Source organism: Rathayibacter sp. SW19 (genome assembly GCF_030866825.1).
Lineage (GTDB): Bacteria > Actinomycetota > Actinomycetes > Actinomycetales > Microbacteriaceae > Rathayibacter_A > Rathayibacter_A soli.
In genome coordinates this window covers 4,189,928-4,206,386 of sequence record NZ_CP133020.1, presented here as the reverse complement: position 1 = coordinate 4,206,386, position 16,459 = coordinate 4,189,928, and the positions used below count along the sequence as shown (strand labels likewise).

Below are 16,459 nucleotides of genomic sequence, written 5' to 3'. Positions count from 1 at the left end.
GCGAAGTGCTGGATTGCCCGGGCAATCCGACATCTTGCGCACTTCGAACATTCGAGTGATCGTGAGGACGGGAAGAGAACAAGTTGTGCCCGCAATACGGAGCTGGTTCAACGTGCTAGAAGTCCTTTTTTGTCCGACTGTCGAATTCCTGCTAGCCGTGACGACCTTGGTGTGATTCGCTCCTCGCACGCAAGGACAGGCAATGACACCGACACCGAACGCGGCGCTCGCCTTCTGCTCCGGGCTGCAGGGCGTCGCGATCGTGAGTGCGGTCGTCATGGCAGCGATGGCCGTCGTGACTTTCCGCGCTCTGCGCCGAATTCCGGCCTTCCACCCATAAAATCACCACAATACAGAGGAGAAAACTCATGAAGTATCTGATTCTGATGCAGGTCGACCCGGCCGTCTTGGACTCGCTGTCTGCCGATGAGCAACAAGCCATCGGCGCGGGCCACCAGGCCTTCATCGAGCAGACCACGGCATCCGGCGAGATGCTGAGCACCCACGCGCTGGGTGACCCCAGCCAGACCACCACGATTCGCAGCGCCGGCGGCAAGCCGGAGGTGACAGACGGACCCTTCGCGGAGACGAAGGAGTTCATGGGCGGTTACTACCTGATGGACGTCGAATCGAAGGAGCGCGCAATCGAGCTCGCCCAACTGATTCCCGACGCGAGCATCGACGGTCTCGCACTGGAGATCCGGCCCGTGATGTTCTCAGCAGGGGCGAACATGTGACACCGGGTTTCGCAGACGAGAACCTGCTGCGCGCGCTCGCGCCGCAGGTTCTCGGCGCGCTCCTGCGGCGCTACGGTGCGAGCCAGTTCGACCTGTGCGAAGACGCCGTTCAAGACGCACTGCTTGCCGCGTACGAGCAGTGGCCGCGTCGCGGGAATCCGGATGATCCATTGGCCTGGTTGATCACGACCGCCCAGCGGCGGCTCATCGATCACATCCGCAGCGAGAAGCGGCGCCGGGATCGTGAATTGACACATGCGCGGCTGAGTCCAGCGGGCATCGCCCAGCTGCGTGAGCGACCCGGATCGCAAGCCGGGGCCGAGGTCGAGGCCGAGGCCAGGGTCGGGGCCACGGACGACAGTGTGCAGCTTCTCAGACTGTGCTGCCATCCGTCGTTGTCGCCCGCGGCGCAGGTCGCGTTGACGCTCCGCGCGGTCGCAGGGTTGACCACGGCGCAGATCGCACGTGCCTACCTGCTGCCCGAGGCTACGGTCGCGCAGCGGATCACGCGTGCCAAGGCACGCATTCGGGACGCCGGAGCAGTGTTCCCCTCACCGACGGATGCCGAGGATCGCATCACCTCGGTGCTGACGGTGCTGTATCTCATGTTCAACGAGGGGCACACGGCGACTGCGGGTCCCGCCGTTCACGACGTGGAGCTCAGCGGCGAAGCCATCCGGCTGGCACGGATGGTCTGCTCAGAGTCGCCCGAACGACTGTCCGACCGGCTGTCCGAACATGGTGAAGCGGCGGGCCTCCTCGCGCTCATGCTCCTGACGGATGCGAGACGGCCGGCCCGGACTACGCCGGACGGTGCGCTCGTCCCGCTCGACGAGCAAGACCGATCACTGTGGAATCAGGCGGCGATCGATGAGGGGGTTGCGATCCTCGAACGGACCCTTCTCGGGCGACGCCCGAGTGCGTATCTTCTGCAGGCAAGCATCGCGGCGCTCCACGATGAGGCGCCGAGCACGGATGAAACCGACTGGCCGCAGATTCTGATCCTCTATAAGCTGCTCGAGCGCGAGACGGGAAACCCGGTCGTCACCCTGAATCGTGCCGTTGCCGAGGCGATGGTTCACGGGCCCACCGCTGGGCTGGCGATCGTCGACCGGCTGCTCGTCGACCCGGTGAAAGCCAAGCGACTGGCTGCCGAGCCGCATCGGGTGCTGGCCGTGCGCGCACACCTGTTGGAGCAGGCCGGCGAACGCGAGGCGGCCATCGACGCGTATCGGTCCGCAGCTCGCGCGACGGCGTCCATCCCCGAGCGCGACTACCTCCTCGCCCGCGCCAGGAGGATGACCTGACCGCGCGCTACCGCTCACGCGTGTGCGCGCAAATATTCTTCGACCGCTTCACGGATCACGCGAGATTTCGTTGTTCCTCGCTGTTCGGCGATATGAGCTACTTCTGCGTCGAGTTTCTCTGTCGCCCGGACCTTTCATGCTGATGACGGCCTGTGCCCGGCGGCGGACAACCTCGGCCGCCGACTGTGCGCCATCTCGTGTACGGTGCGCCACTTCAACTGGCGCACCACGCCCGAAGTGGCGCACCGGAAGGGGCACATCGTCAAGCTCAGCGACCGCGCGCTACCGCAGGTCGTAGAGGCGCTTGAGCTTGCCGGTGCTCCGCTCGAGTGTGCCGGGTGTCTCGAGCTGCACGAGCACGGTCGAACCGACGTGCTGCTTGACGCGGTCGATGAGCAGCGCGCAGGCGCGAGCGCAGGCATCCGCGTCGTATTCGGGACGGGCCTCGATGCGCACGGTGAGCTCGTCGAGACGGGCGGGCTTGCGCAACTCCAGGATGAAGTGCGGCGACAGCTCGGGGATGCCCAGCACGATCTCCTCGATCTGCGTCGGGAACAAGTTGACCCCTCGCAAGACGATCATGTCGTCGTCGCGCCCGGTAATCCGCTCCATTCGGCGCATGCCGGGGCGTGCACTGCCGGGCAGCAGGCGCGTCAGGTCGCGCGTGCGATAGCGGATGATCGGGAACGCCTCCTTGGTCAGCGATGTGAAGACGAGTTCGCCGATGTCGCCGTCCGGCAGCGGCGTCAACGTCTGTTCGTCGATGACCTCAGGCAGAAAGTGGTCTTCCCACAGGTGCGGCCCGTCCTTCGATTCGATGCACTCGTTGCCGACGCCGGGACCCATCACCTCGCTCAGGCCATAGATGTCGAGCGCGTCGATGTCCAGCCGCTCCTCGAGTTCGTCGCGCATCTGGTTCGTCCAGGGCTCTGCGCCGAGCACGCCGACCTTCAGACTCGTCTCGCGAGGGTCGATGCCGGCCTCGGCGAGGGCATCCGCAATGGTGAGCAGGTAGCTCGGTGTGCACAGGATCACATCCGGGTGGAAGTCGTTGATCAGCTGCACCTGCCGACTGGTCTGCCCGCCAGAAACTGGTACGACCGTCGTGCCGAGCAACTGGGCGCCGTCGTGCAGGCCGAGGCCGCCGGTGAACAGACCGTAGCCATAGGCGTTGTGCACGAGCATCCCCGGGCGAACGCCGGATGCCCGCAGCGAACGTGCGATCAGCCGCGCCCAGTTGTTCAGGTCTGTCTGGGTGTAGCCGACGACGGTCGGTCGCCCGGTGGTTCCCGACGATGCGTGAATGCGTGCCACCTGGCTCATCGGCACGGCGAACATGCCGAACGGGTAGGTCTCCCGCAGGTCGTCCTTGGTGGTGAATGGCAGCTTCGCCACGTCGTCAAGCGAGCGGATGTCGTCGGGGTGCACCCCGGCATCCGCGAACTTGCGCTGATACAGCGGCACGTTCTCGTACGCGTGCCACACCGCGTGCTGGAGTCGTTTCAGCTGCAGCGCCTGGAGTTCGTCACGGGACATCCGCTCCTCAGGGTCGAGTTCGGCTGCGGCGGGGGCGGTCAAGCGGGTTTTCGTCGACGGTGACATGTGGTCCTTCTGATTACTGGTGCGTTGCTTCTTGCTCGCGCAGGGTGCTCTGGGGAACAGTGCTATGCGGGAACGGTGCTTTTGGGTACGGTGCGATTGGTGATGCGACTGCGACCGCGAAACTCCGCGATCGGGGTGCCGCCTTCGTCCGTGATGGTGACATCGTAGATGCCGCTACGACCGGCAAGTGCTCGGCGGTGCGCCGACGCGGTGAGCACTTGGCCGAGTGTGGCGCTCGCGAGGAACGTGATGTCGGCACCGGCCGCGACCGTCACTCGGTCGTCTTCGTTGCACGCGATCGCGAACGCGGTATCCGCCAGCGAGAAGATCATTCCGCCATGGGCGATGTCGAAGCCGTTGAGCATGTCGTCGCGAATTGTCATCGAGACGACAGCGTGGCCAGGTTCGGCCGTGTGGACGGTCATGCCGAGTGCTTCCGTTGCCCGATCGCGCTCGAGCATCGAGCCCGCGCCTGCGCCTGCGCGTGCTGCTGAGCCTGCGCCCGCTGCCGTGCCTGCTGCTGCGCCCGCTGTTGAGCGCGCTACTGCACGCTGTGCTGTGCGCTGCGCACCCTCTGACTTCGCCGTCACGTGGGCTATCATATACTGACTGAACGATCGGTTAGTAACGACTGGAGTCGATGATGACAGCCCCTGCGGAGCTGAACCCGGTGCCGAGCGACGAGCCTTCACTCTCGCCGGAGGAGCAGCAGTTCAACGATCTTCTCGCGGCCGACGGCCGCATCGAGCCGCGCGATTGGATGCCGGACAATTACCGGCGAGCGCTCATCCGCCAGATGGGGCAGCACGCGCACTCCGAGATCATCGGCATGCAGCCGGAGGCGAACTGGATTTCCCGCGCGCCGAGCCTAAAGCGCAAGGCCATTTTGATGGCCAAGGTGCAGGATGAGGCGGGCCACGGCCTCTACCTCTACTCCGGCACGCAGACGCTCGGTATCACCCGCGACGAGATGACCGATCAGCTCATCGCAGGCAAGGCGCGCTACTCGTCGATCTTCAACTATCCGACGCTGTCCTGGGCGGACATGGGCGCGATCGGCTGGCTCGTCGACGGCGCTGCGATCTGCAATCAGGTGCCGCTGTGTCGTGCATCGTACGGACCGTATGCGCGGGCGATGGTGCGCATCTGCAAGGAGGAGTCGTTCCACCAACGGCAGGGCTTCGAGATTCTGCTCGAACTCATGCATGGAACGGATGCCCAACGCGAGATGGCGCAGGATGCCGTCAACCGCTGGTATCGGCCGTCTCTCATGATGTTCGGGCCGCCCGACGGCGACTCGCCGAACTCTGCGCAGTCGATGGCGTGGAACATCAAGCGTTTCTCGAACGACGAGTTGCGTGACCGGTTCGTCGGCATGCTCGTGCCGCAGGCCGAGGTGCTCGGCATCACGCTGCCCGACCCCGACTTGACCTGGAACGAAGAACGCGGCGCATGGGACCTCGGTGCGATCGACTGGGCAGAGTTCCACGACGTGCTGGCCGGCCGCGGCCCGTGCAACGCCCAGCGGCTGGAACGCCGCCGCGATGCGCACGAGGACGGGCGTTGGGTGCGCGAGGCGGCCGCGGCATACGCATCCCGGTCCCTGAGCTTGTCGAAGGGCCCGAGTTCATCGAAGGCGGTGGCGGCATGAGCGGCGCAGCCCAGACCGGCCACGACGACGCATCCGGCTCGGCCAAGGAAGTGTGGCCGCTCTGGGAAGTCTTCGTGCGTTCCGGCCGGGGCCTGAGTCACGTGCACGCCGGGTCGCTGCACGCACCGGATGCCGACATGGCCGTTCGCAATGCCCGCGACCTGTACACGCGCCGAAATGAGGGTGTCTCGATCTGGGTCGTGCCCTCCGACGCGATCACCGCAAGCGATCCGGACGCCCGCGGCGCGTTCTTCACATCCCCCGCCGGCAAGAACTATCGCCACGCCGTCTACTACACGAAGGCCGAGGGGGTGAAGCACCTGTGAGCGCCTCTGTTGGTCGAGGCCCCGCTGCCGGTCGAGTAGCGGACGCCCCTGTTGGTCGAGTAGCGAGCGCCAGCGAGCGTATCGAGACCCCGCGAGCCGGTCTCGATACCGGTCTCGATACGCTCGTTCCTCGCTACTCGACCACCAAGTCCTACTCGACCACCGGGAATGCGCACGTCGCCGTCGACGTCGTCGCGCTCGAAGAGGAACTCGTCTCGCGCGGCATCGCCCCGTCGGCCGACGTCGCAGAGTACGCGCTCTGGCTCGGCGATGATGCCCTCATCCTGGCCCAGCGCCTCGGCTGGTGGATCTCTCGAGCCCCCGAGCTTGAGGAAGATGTCGCCCTCGCCAACATCGCACTCGACCTGCTCGGACACGCGCGATCTTTACTGCACTACGCAGGCACCGCGCTGGTGCCCAGCGCGGCTGACAGCAGCCACACGCCCCGCAGCGAGGACGATCTCGCGTACTGGCGCGAGGCATCCGAGTTTCGTAGTGTGCACCTGGTCGAGCAGCCGAACGGCGACTTCGCGCACACGATCGTGCGGCAGCTGATCGTCTCCTACTACCTGTTCGAGCTGTATCTACGGCTTCAGGCCTCGGCCGATGCGACCCTCGCAGCGATCGCGGCAAAAGCTGTCAAGGAGGTCGACTATCATCGCGACCACGCCCGACAGTGGATGCTGCGGCTCGCGCTCGGCACGGACGAATCGCGAGCCCGCTTGCAGACCGCGCTCGCCGACCTCTGGCCGTATGTCGACGAGCTGTTCCGCGATACGCCACTGATCGATCGGCTCGGCGTTGTTGAAGGTGGCGGTGTCGAAGGTGGCGGTGTCGAAAGCGGCGGCGTCGCAGTGCGTCCGTCGAGCTTGCGTGAACCGTTCGACGCGGCGCTCGCCGACCTGTTCGCCGAGTGCGAGCTGGAAGTGCCGCGCGGGCCGATCGCCCGCGGGGGAGGACGCGATGGCGTGCACTCTGAATATCTGCAATACATCCTGAGCGAGATGCAGTGGTTGACCAGGCAGCATCCGGGGGCGACGTGGTGATGACGATGTCTTCCGTTGGTCGAGTAGCGAGCGAAGATGGTGGTCGAGTAGAGAGCGCCAGCGAACGTATCGAGACCCGTATCGAGACCCGAATGGAGACCGCCTCACCGGGTCTCGATACGGCCGCCCTTCGGCAAGCTCAGGGACCGGGCTTCCGCAGGACATCGCTCGACCGGCGAAACCAGCGAGATGCTTGGGCGGTCGCGGCGACCGTCGTCGACCCAGAGCTGCCTGTGCTCACGATCGAGGACCTCGGTGTGCTGCGCGACGTGCAATTGAACGGCGACACCGTCGACGTCACGATCACCCCGACCTACTCGGGCTGCCCGGCGATGGACGCCATCCGTGACGATGTCGAAGGCGCGCTGATGGATGCCGGCTACGCGCATGTGCGCGTGCACCTGACGCTCAGCCCGGCCTGGACCACCGACTGGATGACCGAGGCCGGCAAGCAGAAGCTGGAGAAGTTCGGCATCGCGGCGCCGACCGGGAAGGCGCGTGCCGTCGGGTCCACGCGGGTGAGCATCCAGATGGCGGTGAAATGCCCACACTGCAACTCGCTCAACACGCGTGAGCTCGCACACTTCGGTTCGACCAGCTGCAAGGCACTCTACGAGTGCCGCGAGTGCCTCGAGCCGTTCGACTACTTCAAGGTGCTCTGATGACCCCGATCACCCGGCACCGGGCGCGGTTTCACACACTCGAGGTGGCGAACGTGCGACCGCTGACCGCGGACAGTGTCGAGGTCACGTTCGCCGTGCCGCCCGAGCTCGCGAACGACTACGACTACGCATCCGGTCAGCATGTCGCCCTACGCGCCCACCTCGATGGGCGCGAACTGCGCCGCAGCTACTCGATCTGCCGCCCGCCGTCGCCCGGCGCATTGTCGATCGCGATCAAGCGCGACCTCGGCGGCGTGTTCTCGACGTGGGCGAACAGTGAGCTGAAAGCCGGCGATCGGCTGGACGTGATGAGCCCCCAGGGCACCTTCACGACCGACCTCGACGATGTTGCGGGCAAGCACTTCGTCGCGATCGCCGCCGGCTCGGGCATCACGCCGTTGGTGGCGCTGGCTTCCAGCATCCTGTCGCGGGCCGACGATTCGCGATTCACCCTCGTCTACACGAACCGCACCGCTGTCGACGTGATGTTTCTCGAGGAACTCGCCGACCTCAAGGATCGCTATCCTGCGCGGCTCGCTCTTGATCACGTGCTTTCTCGCGAGCAACGCGCCGCGCCGTTGCTGACCGGCCGCATCGACGAGGATCGGTTGCGGCGGATGCTGGCCACGATCATCCACCCGGCCGCGGTCGACGAGTGGTTCCTCTGCGGGCCCTTCGAGTTGGTGCAGCTGTGCAGAGACACGCTGGCCGATGTCGGGGTGCCGACCGACAACATCCGCTTCGAATTGTTCACGACGGATGAGCCGGGCCGGGTCACCGGCGATGTCGGGCGACCGGTGATCGTCGACCCCGGCGACACCGTGTACACGCTTGAGTTCAACCTCGACGGCCAGGAATCGCGGGTCACTTCGCCGGTGAACGCCCACGAGAGTCTGCTGAATGCGGCACTGCGGGTGCGGCCCGACGTGCCGTTCGCCTGCACGGGCGGCGTGTGCGGCACCTGTCGTGCCAAGCTGGTCACCGGCGATGTGACGATGACCTACAACTACGCTCTCGAGCCGGATGAACTGGCGCGCGGTTATGTGCTGACCTGCCAGTCGCATCCGACGACGGAGAAAGTCGTCGTCGATTACGACGGCTGACGGCGCTCGTGTTGCGGCCGCTCGATGACGTCAGGGCTGAATGGTCGTCAAGGCTGAACCATCAACGAGAGGGGCGGATGCTGTGATCGATTTGACCATCGACGGAAACGTCGCCGAGATCGTGCTGAATGTTCCGGAGAAACTCAATGCGCTCGATGAGGGTGCGCTCGCCGCGCTCGACGCGGCGTACGGCGAGGCTCAGGATGCCGGCGTGCGCGCGCTTGTGCTGCGCGGTGAGGGTCGAGCATTCTGCGCGGGGCGCGACATTTCAAACGTCGACCCGGCGACGGATGACATGAGCGGATACCTGTTCAGACTGCTCACCCCGCTGATGAAGAAAATGAGCGTGTTTCCGGCGCCGACGTTCGCCGTCGCGCACGGCGCCTGCCTCGGCGTCGGACTCGGGTTGCTGATCGCGACGGACGTCGTCTACGTTGCCGATGACGCGAAGATCGGATCGCCGTTCGTCGCCTTGGGGGCGGTGCTCGATTCGGGTGGCCACGCACTGTTCTACCAGCGGCTTGGCGCGCACCGAACGCTCGACCTGATTTACACGGGGCGCTTGATGTCCGGTGAGGAAGCCGTCGGGGCCGGGCTGTTCAGCCGATTGCTGCCCGCCGCGGATGTGCTTGAGCAGACGCGCGCTGCGGCGCGGGTGGCGGCATCCGGACCGACGCAGGCGTTCCTCGCGAGCAAACGGATCGTGCAGCGTCTGCGCAGCGAACGGATCGGCCTGTGGCAAAACGTGACCGCAGAGAACGAAGCACAGGTGGCCTTGCAGGCAACTGCTGACTACAAGGAAGGCTTCATCGCCTTCCAGCAGAAGCGGCCCCCTGGCTTCATCGGGCGCTGAGTTGCTCATGGTGAGAAGGGCGATTCGCTGGGAGTTCACAGGGGTGATCGTGTAACGTTAGCTGGTCGGCTCTTGACACCACGCTGTGCGTGGATGGGTTTGTAAGTCAGGTGGGCCGGAACCGTAGGAGGCGCGAAGTGCGCCGCGGTACTACGGAAGATCACTGTATGTGAAACGGCCCCAGTCGAAGACAGCCTGGGTTCTTGCAAGGACGTGACGATTCTGTCGCGGGTTCTGCCATGCAATCAACGACAACCCAGGAAACCAGTCATGCCTTACAACAAGCAGCGTCCGTACGACAAGCAGAATTCCAGCGCATACGGAAGCAAGAGTTCCACACTGCGCAGCGGTGCGAAGAAGTCCGGTCCCAAAGCCGGGAGCAGGAGTCCGAACCACCGCGGATACCGCCCGGAACCCACCGAGGCTGCTGCCAAGAAGCAGCGCTGGAACGCCGACGAGCGCGCCGCCCGTCAGGGCAACCGCGACGGCGCACGTACCGATCGTCCGAACTGGGAACCGCGCGCTGCGGCAAGTTCGGGCAACGGTCGCACGGGTGACCGTCGCACCTCCGGCTCGCAGCACGCCTACGGTGACCGCAATGATCGCAAGCCGTATGGTGAGCGCTCCGACCGCAAGCCGTATGGCGAGCGCGGTGCCCGCAAGCCGTATGGCGACAGTGGTGCCCGACCGACTTATGCTGACCGCAAGCCCTACGGTGAGCGCGAGGCATCCGCTGACCGTGGGGACCGCAGGCCGTACGGTGAGCGCAACGACCAGAAGAACGCTGCCGATCGCGGTGGCCGCCCCGCGTATGGCCAGCGTAACGATCGCGACGGCCGCCCCGCGCACGGCGAGCGCCAGCCATACGGTGACCGCGCTTCCGTTCGGGACGGTCGCAGATCGACTTCCTCAGGACAGGCGACAAGCTCAGGGGCTGGATATGAGCATCCGAAGCGCACCTATGAGGATCGTGCTCCGCGTCGGAATTACGACAACGATCGTCCGAAGCGCACGCCCGAACGGCATTCCGACTTCTACCCAACGCGCACTTCGGTACGCGCAGGCTCTGACCACCGCTCAAGCACCGATCATCACTCGGGCGCGCACCACTTCACGCCGCAGGACGACGTCGTACTGGGCCGCCTCGAGGCCGAAGCGATCACGGCATCCGAAGTCGTCGGTGTGACGTTTGCCGACCTCGGGCTCGGCGGCAACATCGTTCGCGAGCTTGAGACGCTCGGTGCTGCCACGCCGTTCCCGATCCAGGCGGCAACGATTCCGGATGTGCTCGCGGGCAAGGATGTGCTCGGCCGCGGCCGCACCGGCAGCGGCAAGACGATCGCCTTCGGTGCTCCGCTCGTCGAGCGCTTGATGCAGCAATGGGCTGAACATGGCAAGGCAGGTGGGAAGCGCCAGTTCGGTCGTGCACCCCGCGCGCTCATTCTCGCACCGACCCGTGAGCTCGCCCTTCAGATCGATCGCACGGTGCAGCCGATCGCCCGTTCCGTCGGGCTATTCACAACACAGATCTACGGCGGTGTTCCGCAGGGCCGCCAGGTGGGCGCGTTGCAGCGTGGTGTCGACATTGTGATCGGCACCCCGGGTCGCATCGAGGACCTGATCGAACAGCGACGCCTCGACCTCAGCCAAGTCACCATTACGGTGTTGGACGAGGCCGACCACATGTGCGACCTGGGATTCCTCGAGCCGGTGCAGCGCATCCTGAGGCAGACCGCGAGCGGTGGCCAGAAGCTGATGTTCTCGGCAACGCTCGACAAGGGTGTCGCCAAGCTCGTCAGCGAGTTCCTGCCGAGCCCGGCCGTGCACGAGGTGGCCGGCGAGAATCAGGCCTCGAGCACCATCGACCACCGCGTTCTCGTGATCGAGCACCGTGACAAGGCCGCGATCATCGAGCAGCTCACCGACCGTGACGGCAAGACACTCGTTTTCGCACGCACCCGCGCGTTCGCCGAGCAGCTCGCCGAGCGACTGGACGACGCCGGCATCCCCGCGGTGTCCCTGCACGGCGACCTGAACCAGTCTCGCCGCACGCGCAACCTGGAGCAGCTCACCAGCGGGCGCGTCAACGTGCTTGTCGCGACGGATGTCGCCGCGCGCGGCATCCACGTCGACGATATCGACCTGGTCATCCAGGCGGATGCCCCGGACGAGTACAAAACCTACCTGCACCGCTCAGGGCGCACCGGGCGTGCCGGCAAGCCGGGCACCGTTGTCACTCTGATCCCGCGTCAACGCCGGCAGCGGATGGACGAGCTGCTCGATCGCGCCGAGATCACCGCGGACTACGCGTTCGCCGCTCCCGGCGACCAGCTGCTGACCGACTTGGCCTTGGCCGCGTCGGCGCAGCACGCCTGAGCAGCGGGCGCTCAGTCGGCGACGTGCATGGTTCCGCGACGCCAGACCGTGCGAAGAGAATACCCAAGGCTTGCTGCGTTGTCGGGGTCTGAATTCAACCGGATGACTATTCTCTTCGTATGCGCCGCTCCAAGGTAACCCGGTGTCGCTGGTCGAAGACGCAGACGGGCTCGATGACATCACCATGCGGGCGATTGCCCGGGAGTTCAACCAATCCGAAACGACGTTCATCCTCTCTCCGACCGTTTCGGCTGCAACCGTGCGGTTGCGGTCGTTCACGCCGAACGGTTCCGAGGTGTTCGGTGCGGGACACAATGCTCTCGGCGCCTGGTTGTGGCTCGTCGAGACCCGGTTCAGACACGTGGACGCGAGGGCCGGATTTGCGCAGCAGATCGGCGACGAGATCCTTCCGATCGAGGCACGTAGAAGTCCGGATGGCCGGGTCGTGGTCTCGATGTCGCAATCTGCACCGTCGTTCGGCAGGACCTTCGCAGACCGGGGTCGCCTCGCCGACTCATTACGGCCCGATCGCACCGCGTTAGATACCGGGCTCGATGCCCAAGTCGTCTCCACCGGTGCGGGCCACCTTCTCCTGCCCCTCGTCGACAAAGTGGCAGTGGACGCTGTGATTCCTGACGCGATGCCGCTCACGGCGATCCTTGAAGAAGTCGGTGGTGAAGGTTGCTATGTCTGCAGTCTTGACCCGAACACCGCGGATGCGCTCGCCTACGCGCGGTTCTTTAACCCCATCATGGGCATCGCGGAAGATCCGGCCACCGCTCCGGCAATCAGAAGCCTGGCCTGAAATCCTGCCGGCAGGGCGTGATCGAGCCGGGCTCCCTCCAGCCCGGTCGCGATGAACACTGTGGCGCAGGCGAGCAATTGCGCCCAAACGGCCCGCCCGCGCACGGCCGGTGCGGCGTCGCCGCCGTGGCGCGTGACAACGGCGGTCAGCCAGCACAACAGGGCGAGCGTCGCTGGCCCGGCCAGGAGCATCCGCCCGTACAACTGCGCGATCGTGGCGGCCAGCGCAAGCATGACGACGAGGATGAACCCCATCAGCAGTCGGTGGTCACGCCAGAACCGCCGGAAAGAAACGAAGACGGCCATAGCGCTCACACGGCGACTGTTACATCGGCAGTAGTTCGAAGATCTCCACCGCGCATTTCCCGTCGTGGTTGGACAGGAACGGGAGGCCATCGGTGAACGCCTTCGCTGAAGTCAGATCGTCGGCCTCGATGATCGTGTAGCCGGTCAGATCACCGGCTGTTGCGTCGGTGCCGTCATCGCGAACGGACACACTCGACCCGAACGGGCTGCCAACGTCGACCAGCGCCGGGCCGACCTTCTCCATCCAGGCGCCGAACGCTGCCATCCGCTCAGCGCCCTGTTCCGGCGTGAGGCCGGACATCGGGGTCGCCGGGCCACGATAGAGGTAGGTGAATTTCGCCATGTCGATCGTCCTTTCGAAAACCGGTACGCCTCGAGCGCGCCGTCACTGAATATCACGAACGACAGTGCCCGAAACGGACACCGGCAGGCAAGAATTGTTTCGGTCGGCCCTGCTCGTGGGCGCGACCGCGGTTCGTATGATGTGTAGACCGGTATCGATCAGAGACTGGAGAGCTTATGCAGTATGCACTGCTCGCCTACGGCCGTCAGAGCAGTCAAGAAACGGCGCACCCGATTGAGGATGCGATCGCCGCCGTGCTGACCAGGCCGGAGGTCACCGGCTGGGCGAGGCTGCACGCCGATGAGTCGGCAACGACCGTGAGGCACGGCACGGCGGGCGCGCTGCTGACCGACGGGCCGTTCATCGAAACCAAAGAATTCCTCGCCGGCGTGATCTTTGTCGACGCCGACGATCTGGATGGGGCCCTGGCGATCGCGCGGGCTTTGCAAGAGGCCCGGACTTCAGGCGCCATCGAGGTCCGACCTGTTCGCGAGACCCTGTTCCGTGGCACTTGAGGCCGTCTTCCGCGCGCACTGGGGTCGCGTGCTGGCCACTGGTTGGCATCCTCGGTGACATCGAACTGGCTGAGGACGCCGCGCAGGAAGCGTTCGCGACCGCCGCCGAGCGCTGGCCTCGCGACGGTGAACCGGCCAATCCCGTCGGCTGGCTGATCACCACCGCACGCAACCGCGCGATCGATCGCATCCGCCGCCAACTCGTCCTGGCGGAGAAGACAAGACTGCTTGTGCGCGACCTCGAGCGTGAATCCGCGGCAAGCATGCACGACGCCGTCACCATCCCGGATGAGCAGTTGGAACTGATCTTCACCTGTTGCCACCCGGCATTGGGATTGGAGACGCAAGTCGCGTTGACCCTGCGGACGCTCTGCGGGCTGACCACGGAGGAGATCGCGCGGGCGTTCCTGGTCCCGCCCGAGACGATGGGCAAACGGCTGACGCGAGCCAAGCACAAGATCCGCGACGCCGGCATCCCGTTCACCGTGCCGCCCAACGATCGAGTTCCCGACCGGTTGGCGGCGGTCCTCGGCGTGGTCTACCTCGTGTTCAACCAGGGCTGGGGAGGCGGCCGCATCGACCTTGCAGCCGAAGCGATCCGGCTCGGGCGAGTGCTCGTGGAACTGATGCCTGATGAGGGCGACGTGCTTGCGCTGCTAGCACTGATGCTGCTGCACGATGCGCGCCGAGTCGCCCGGCAAAGCGACGGCGATATCGTCCTGCTCGACGACCAGGACCGCGCCCTGTGGGACGAGCAACAGATCAGCGACGGCCGGAACCTCCTGCAACGTGCGATCGCGCGCGGTAGCACCGGACCGTACGCCGTGCAGGCGGCCATCGCCGATCTGCACCTCCAGCAGCCTCGCGACTGGCACCAAATCGCAGCCCTGTACGAAAGGCTTGGGCAACAGACGGGCTCGCCGGTCGTGGAACTGAACCGGGCCGTCGCCGTGGCCGAGATCGACGGGCCTGAGGCGGCACTCGCCATCCTCGACGGCCTCGAACTCGACCACTACCGCTACTTCCACTCCGCCCGCGCCGAACTGCTGCACCGCGCCGGCCGCGATGGTGAAGCCGACGCCGAATACCGGAAGGCGATCGACCTCGCACAAACCGAGCCCGAACGACGTGCTCTGCAGAACCGGCTCGCCGGGCTTGGCTTGCCGGTGTTCCGCACGAAACCGACCCAACCAACGCCTCGCGTATAGGCCGTCGGCACATCCAATGGATCACCATCCGTTTCACCGCGTGCAGACGGATCGCCTATCGATCAATGTGGGCGGTCCCCCTTGGCCGTTCCTCTTCTGGCTTCTGAATCAGGAGTCACCTCGGTGAATCGTCGGCTGCTGGGATTGTCGGGCGGGCGTCGGTGCGAGGTTTTAGGGTGAGCGCGTGACGATAGTGCTTCGAAACGTTGGAGCCGGTGAACTCGATCAATTGTTCGAGGGGGAACAGGACGCTGCGGCAGTTGAGATGGCGGCATTCACCCACGCAGATCCGTCTGATCGGGCCGCATTTGACGCCCACTATGAGCGCATCCGAAACGACTCGGACAATAATGCCGCCGACGCGCACCGCTCAAGGTTGGGCGTACGGGGCGCGACCCGTGTCCCGAAGGGGGTCCTCGATCCGTTCAGGCCAGCGCCATCTTCACGGCTGCCTCTGCGTGAAGTTGAGTTGTCGGAAAAATGGGTATCGGGTTGTCGTTCTCACCGATGAGCAATTCGATTTCGGTGCATCCGAGTATGACTCCCTCTGCTCCTCGTTCGCGTAACGAAGCGATAATCGCAACGTACTGTTCGCGGGATGCATCGTTGATTATGCCCAGAACGAGTTCCTCATAGATGACGCGATGGATAATCGCCCGCTGAGCCGCGTCGGGCACGATGACCCTCAACCCGTGGGCGGCAACGCGGTCTTTGTAGAATTCCTGTTCCATCGTGAATGCGGTTCCGAGTAGCGCGACGTTGGCTATCCCGCTCTCGGCGACGGCGATCGCGGTCGCGTCTGCCAAATGCAACAGAGGAATGGTGACAGCATTCTCGATGTCCGGTGCGACCTTATGCATTGTGTTGGTGCACAGAACGAGAAAGTCGGCTCCGGCGGCCTCGAGGCGGCGGGATTGTCCGGCAAGAATCCGACCTGCTGACGCCCAGTCGCCGGTCGACTGGAAGTGTTCGATCTCGGCAAAGTCGACAGAGGTCATGACGAGTTTGGCGGAGTGCAATCCGCCAAGCTGATCACGGACGGCTTCATTGATCAGCTGGTAATACAGGGCTGAGCTCTCCCAGCTCATCCCGCCGAGCAATCCGATCGTCTTCATATCTGGAGACTAGCCGACAGCAGACCAACACCCTGGTTTACGAGACAGACGGGCTTCAGTGCACGAACCCATCCCGATTGTCGACGAGATCGTTGCGCTCTTCCAGTGGCGGATACCCCGTCACGAGCGGAGTGTCAACGCCGAGCGGGCCGAGTTTCGCTGCCCCGCCCGGAGAGCCGAGCGGCTTGGTCAGGCCGGGCAGCGGTTCCGAGAAGAATCGCGTGTTGTCGGCGATGAACGCCTCCCAACGATCCGGTACGTCGTCCTCATACGCGATGGCGTCGACGGGGCAGACGGGCTCGCACGCCCCGCAGTCGACACACTCATCCGGATGGATGTACAACGACCGGCCGCCCTCGTAGATGCAGTCGACCGGGCACTCGTCGACGCAGGCGCGATCCATCACATCGATGCACGCTGCTCCGATGACATACGGCACGGTGGCCTCCTTCTGTTGGCGCTGCCTTGGTGGCACTGTTCGCAGCCATTTTAGAGGATATTTCTC

The 16,459-nt window shown here is 65.0% G+C and carries 19 protein-coding genes and 1 pseudogene; 13 read left to right on the top strand and 7 right to left on the bottom strand.

What is annotated here, in order from left to right; translation table 11 throughout:
• Positions 1 to 202 precede the first annotated feature (202 nt).
• The 3 genes from QU604_RS19460 to QU604_RS19450 are packed head-to-tail and all read left to right on the top strand — an operon-like array spanning position 203 to position 2,044.
• Positions 203 to 340: a hypothetical protein gene (locus tag QU604_RS19460; protein WP_308466248.1), complete on the top strand. Its 138-nt coding sequence runs from the start codon at positions 203 to 205 to the stop codon at positions 338 to 340.
• A 28-nt stretch (positions 341 to 368) separates the two neighbouring features.
• On the top strand, positions 369 to 737 hold the full coding sequence (locus tag QU604_RS19455) for a YciI family protein (protein ID WP_308466247.1): 369 nt from the start codon (positions 369 to 371) through the stop codon (positions 735 to 737).
• Positions 734 to 2,044 (top strand): RNA polymerase sigma factor, encoded by a 1,311-nt coding sequence (locus tag QU604_RS19450; RefSeq protein WP_308466246.1) that lies wholly within the window; start codon positions 734 to 736, stop codon positions 2,042 to 2,044. Before QU604_RS19455 ends, QU604_RS19450 begins: the two co-directional genes overlap by 4 nt.
• Positions 2,045 to 2,058: 14 nt before the next feature.
• Here the strand turns inward: QU604_RS19450 and QU604_RS22280 are convergent.
• From QU604_RS22280 to paaI, 3 genes and pseudogenes are all read right to left on the bottom strand, one after another.
• A pseudogene (locus QU604_RS22280) lies at positions 2,059 to 2,163 on the bottom strand (ribbon-helix-helix protein, CopG family); the annotation flags it as partial.
• A gap of 163 nt (positions 2,164 to 2,326) precedes the next feature.
• Positions 2,327 to 3,646, bottom strand: coding sequence for a phenylacetate--CoA ligase PaaK (gene paaK / locus QU604_RS19445; protein WP_308466245.1), 1,320 nt, complete (start codon positions 3,644 to 3,646; stop codon positions 2,327 to 2,329).
• Between the two features lie 62 nt (positions 3,647 to 3,708).
• Positions 3,709 to 4,236 carry a hydroxyphenylacetyl-CoA thioesterase PaaI gene (paaI, locus tag QU604_RS19440; RefSeq protein ID WP_308466244.1) on the bottom strand — a complete coding sequence of 176 codons (528 nt, stop codon included), beginning with the start codon at positions 4,234 to 4,236 and terminating at the stop codon, positions 3,709 to 3,711.
• Between the two features lie 50 nt (positions 4,237 to 4,286).
• On the opposite strand from paaI, the gene paaA reads away from it, so the two are divergent.
• The 8 genes from paaA (at position 4,287) to QU604_RS19400 (ending at position 12,468) form a co-directional block, all read left to right on the top strand.
• Positions 4,287 to 5,297 (top strand): 1,2-phenylacetyl-CoA epoxidase subunit PaaA, encoded by a 1,011-nt coding sequence (paaA, locus tag QU604_RS19435; protein WP_409349982.1) that lies wholly within the window; start codon positions 4,287 to 4,289, stop codon positions 5,295 to 5,297.
• A complete protein-coding gene (paaB, locus tag QU604_RS19430) occupies positions 5,294 to 5,623 on the top strand; it encodes a 1,2-phenylacetyl-CoA epoxidase subunit PaaB (protein ID WP_308466243.1) in 330 nt (109 codons plus the stop codon). Before paaA ends, paaB begins: the two co-directional genes overlap by 4 nt.
• Positions 5,620 to 6,669, top strand: a complete 1,050-nt coding sequence (gene paaC, locus QU604_RS19425) for a 1,2-phenylacetyl-CoA epoxidase subunit PaaC (RefSeq protein ID WP_308466242.1) — start codon at positions 5,620 to 5,622, stop codon at positions 6,667 to 6,669. Before paaB ends, paaC begins: the two co-directional genes overlap by 4 nt.
• 92 nt (positions 6,670 to 6,761) lie before the next feature.
• Positions 6,762 to 7,331: a 1,2-phenylacetyl-CoA epoxidase subunit PaaD gene (paaD, locus tag QU604_RS19420; RefSeq protein WP_409350042.1), complete on the top strand. Its 570-nt coding sequence runs from the start codon at positions 6,762 to 6,764 to the stop codon at positions 7,329 to 7,331.
• The gene (gene paaE, locus QU604_RS19415) at positions 7,331 to 8,434 is read left to right on the top strand and encodes a 1,2-phenylacetyl-CoA epoxidase subunit PaaE (RefSeq protein ID WP_308466241.1); all 1,104 of its coding nucleotides are present in this window, start codon (positions 7,331 to 7,333) and stop codon (positions 8,432 to 8,434) included. Before paaD ends, paaE begins: the two co-directional genes overlap by 1 nt.
• An 82-nt stretch (positions 8,435 to 8,516) precedes the next feature.
• On the top strand, positions 8,517 to 9,287 hold the full coding sequence (locus QU604_RS19410; protein ID WP_308466240.1) for an enoyl-CoA hydratase/isomerase family protein: 771 nt from the start codon (positions 8,517 to 8,519) through the stop codon (positions 9,285 to 9,287).
• A gap of 270 nt (positions 9,288 to 9,557) precedes the next feature.
• Positions 9,558 to 11,663, top strand: a complete 2,106-nt coding sequence (locus QU604_RS19405; protein WP_308466239.1) for a DEAD/DEAH box helicase — start codon at positions 9,558 to 9,560, stop codon at positions 11,661 to 11,663.
• A 142-nt stretch (positions 11,664 to 11,805) separates the two neighbouring features.
• The gene (locus QU604_RS19400; protein WP_308466238.1) at positions 11,806 to 12,468 is read left to right on the top strand and encodes a PhzF family protein; all 663 of its coding nucleotides are present in this window, start codon (positions 11,806 to 11,808) and stop codon (positions 12,466 to 12,468) included.
• Here the strand turns inward: QU604_RS19400 and QU604_RS19395 are convergent.
• Together QU604_RS19395 and QU604_RS19390 are read right to left on the bottom strand one after the other, a co-directional pair.
• On the bottom strand, positions 12,390 to 12,782 hold the full coding sequence (locus QU604_RS19395; RefSeq protein WP_308466237.1) for a hypothetical protein: 393 nt from the start codon (positions 12,780 to 12,782) through the stop codon (positions 12,390 to 12,392). The genes QU604_RS19400 and QU604_RS19395 overlap by 79 nt on opposite strands.
• 10 nt (positions 12,783 to 12,792) lie before the next feature.
• Positions 12,793 to 13,116, bottom strand: coding sequence for a YciI family protein (locus QU604_RS19390; protein WP_308466236.1), 324 nt, complete (start codon positions 13,114 to 13,116; stop codon positions 12,793 to 12,795).
• 176 nt (positions 13,117 to 13,292) lie between these two features.
• Here QU604_RS19390 and QU604_RS19385 point away from each other — a divergent pair, with 176 nt between their 5' ends.
• The gene (locus tag QU604_RS19385; RefSeq protein WP_308466235.1) at positions 13,293 to 13,631 is read left to right on the top strand and encodes a YciI family protein; all 339 of its coding nucleotides are present in this window, start codon (positions 13,293 to 13,295) and stop codon (positions 13,629 to 13,631) included.
• Positions 13,628 to 14,839, top strand: coding sequence for an RNA polymerase sigma factor (locus tag QU604_RS19380; RefSeq protein ID WP_308466234.1), 1,212 nt, complete (start codon positions 13,628 to 13,630; stop codon positions 14,837 to 14,839). Before QU604_RS19385 ends, QU604_RS19380 begins: the two co-directional genes overlap by 4 nt.
• Positions 14,840 to 15,264: 425 nt before the next feature.
• On the opposite strand, the gene QU604_RS19375 is transcribed toward QU604_RS19380, so the two are convergent.
• Complete coding sequence (locus QU604_RS19375; protein ID WP_308466233.1) at positions 15,265 to 15,954, bottom strand: aspartate/glutamate racemase family protein; 690 nt, start codon at positions 15,952 to 15,954, stop codon at positions 15,265 to 15,267.
• Between the two features lie 55 nt (positions 15,955 to 16,009).
• Complete coding sequence (gene fdxA / locus QU604_RS19370) at positions 16,010 to 16,393, bottom strand: ferredoxin (protein WP_308466232.1); 384 nt, start codon at positions 16,391 to 16,393, stop codon at positions 16,010 to 16,012.
• Positions 16,394 to 16,459 lie beyond the last annotated feature (66 nt).

Excerpts from the sequence above, each read along its gene's own strand:
- paaA (WP_409349982.1), top strand. The coding sequence starts at position 4,287 with ATGATGACAGCCCCTGCGGAGCTGAACCCGGTGCCGAGCGACGAGCCT.
- QU604_RS19375 (WP_308466233.1), bottom strand. The coding sequence starts at position 15,954 with ATGAAGACGATCGGATTGCTCGGCGGGATGAGCTGGGAGAGCTCAGCC.
- paaD (WP_409350042.1), top strand. The coding sequence starts at position 6,762 with ATGGAGACCGCCTCACCGGGTCTCGATACGGCCGCCCTTCGGCAAGCT.
- paaE (WP_308466241.1), top strand. The coding sequence starts at position 7,331 with ATGACCCCGATCACCCGGCACCGGGCGCGGTTTCACACACTCGAGGTG.
- QU604_RS19385 (WP_308466235.1), top strand. The coding sequence starts at position 13,293 with ATGCAGTATGCACTGCTCGCCTACGGCCGTCAGAGCAGTCAAGAAACG.
- paaK (WP_308466245.1), bottom strand. The coding sequence starts at position 3,646 with ATGTCACCGTCGACGAAAACCCGCTTGACCGCCCCCGCCGCAGCCGAA.
- QU604_RS19390 (WP_308466236.1), bottom strand. The coding sequence starts at position 13,116 with ATGGCGAAATTCACCTACCTCTATCGTGGCCCGGCGACCCCGATGTCC.
- QU604_RS19455 (WP_308466247.1), top strand. The coding sequence starts at position 369 with ATGAAGTATCTGATTCTGATGCAGGTCGACCCGGCCGTCTTGGACTCG.
- paaB (WP_308466243.1), top strand. The coding sequence starts at position 5,294 with ATGAGCGGCGCAGCCCAGACCGGCCACGACGACGCATCCGGCTCGGCC.
- QU604_RS19405 (WP_308466239.1), top strand. The coding sequence starts at position 9,558 with ATGCCTTACAACAAGCAGCGTCCGTACGACAAGCAGAATTCCAGCGCA.
- QU604_RS19460 (WP_308466248.1), top strand. The coding sequence starts at position 203 with ATGACACCGACACCGAACGCGGCGCTCGCCTTCTGCTCCGGGCTGCAG.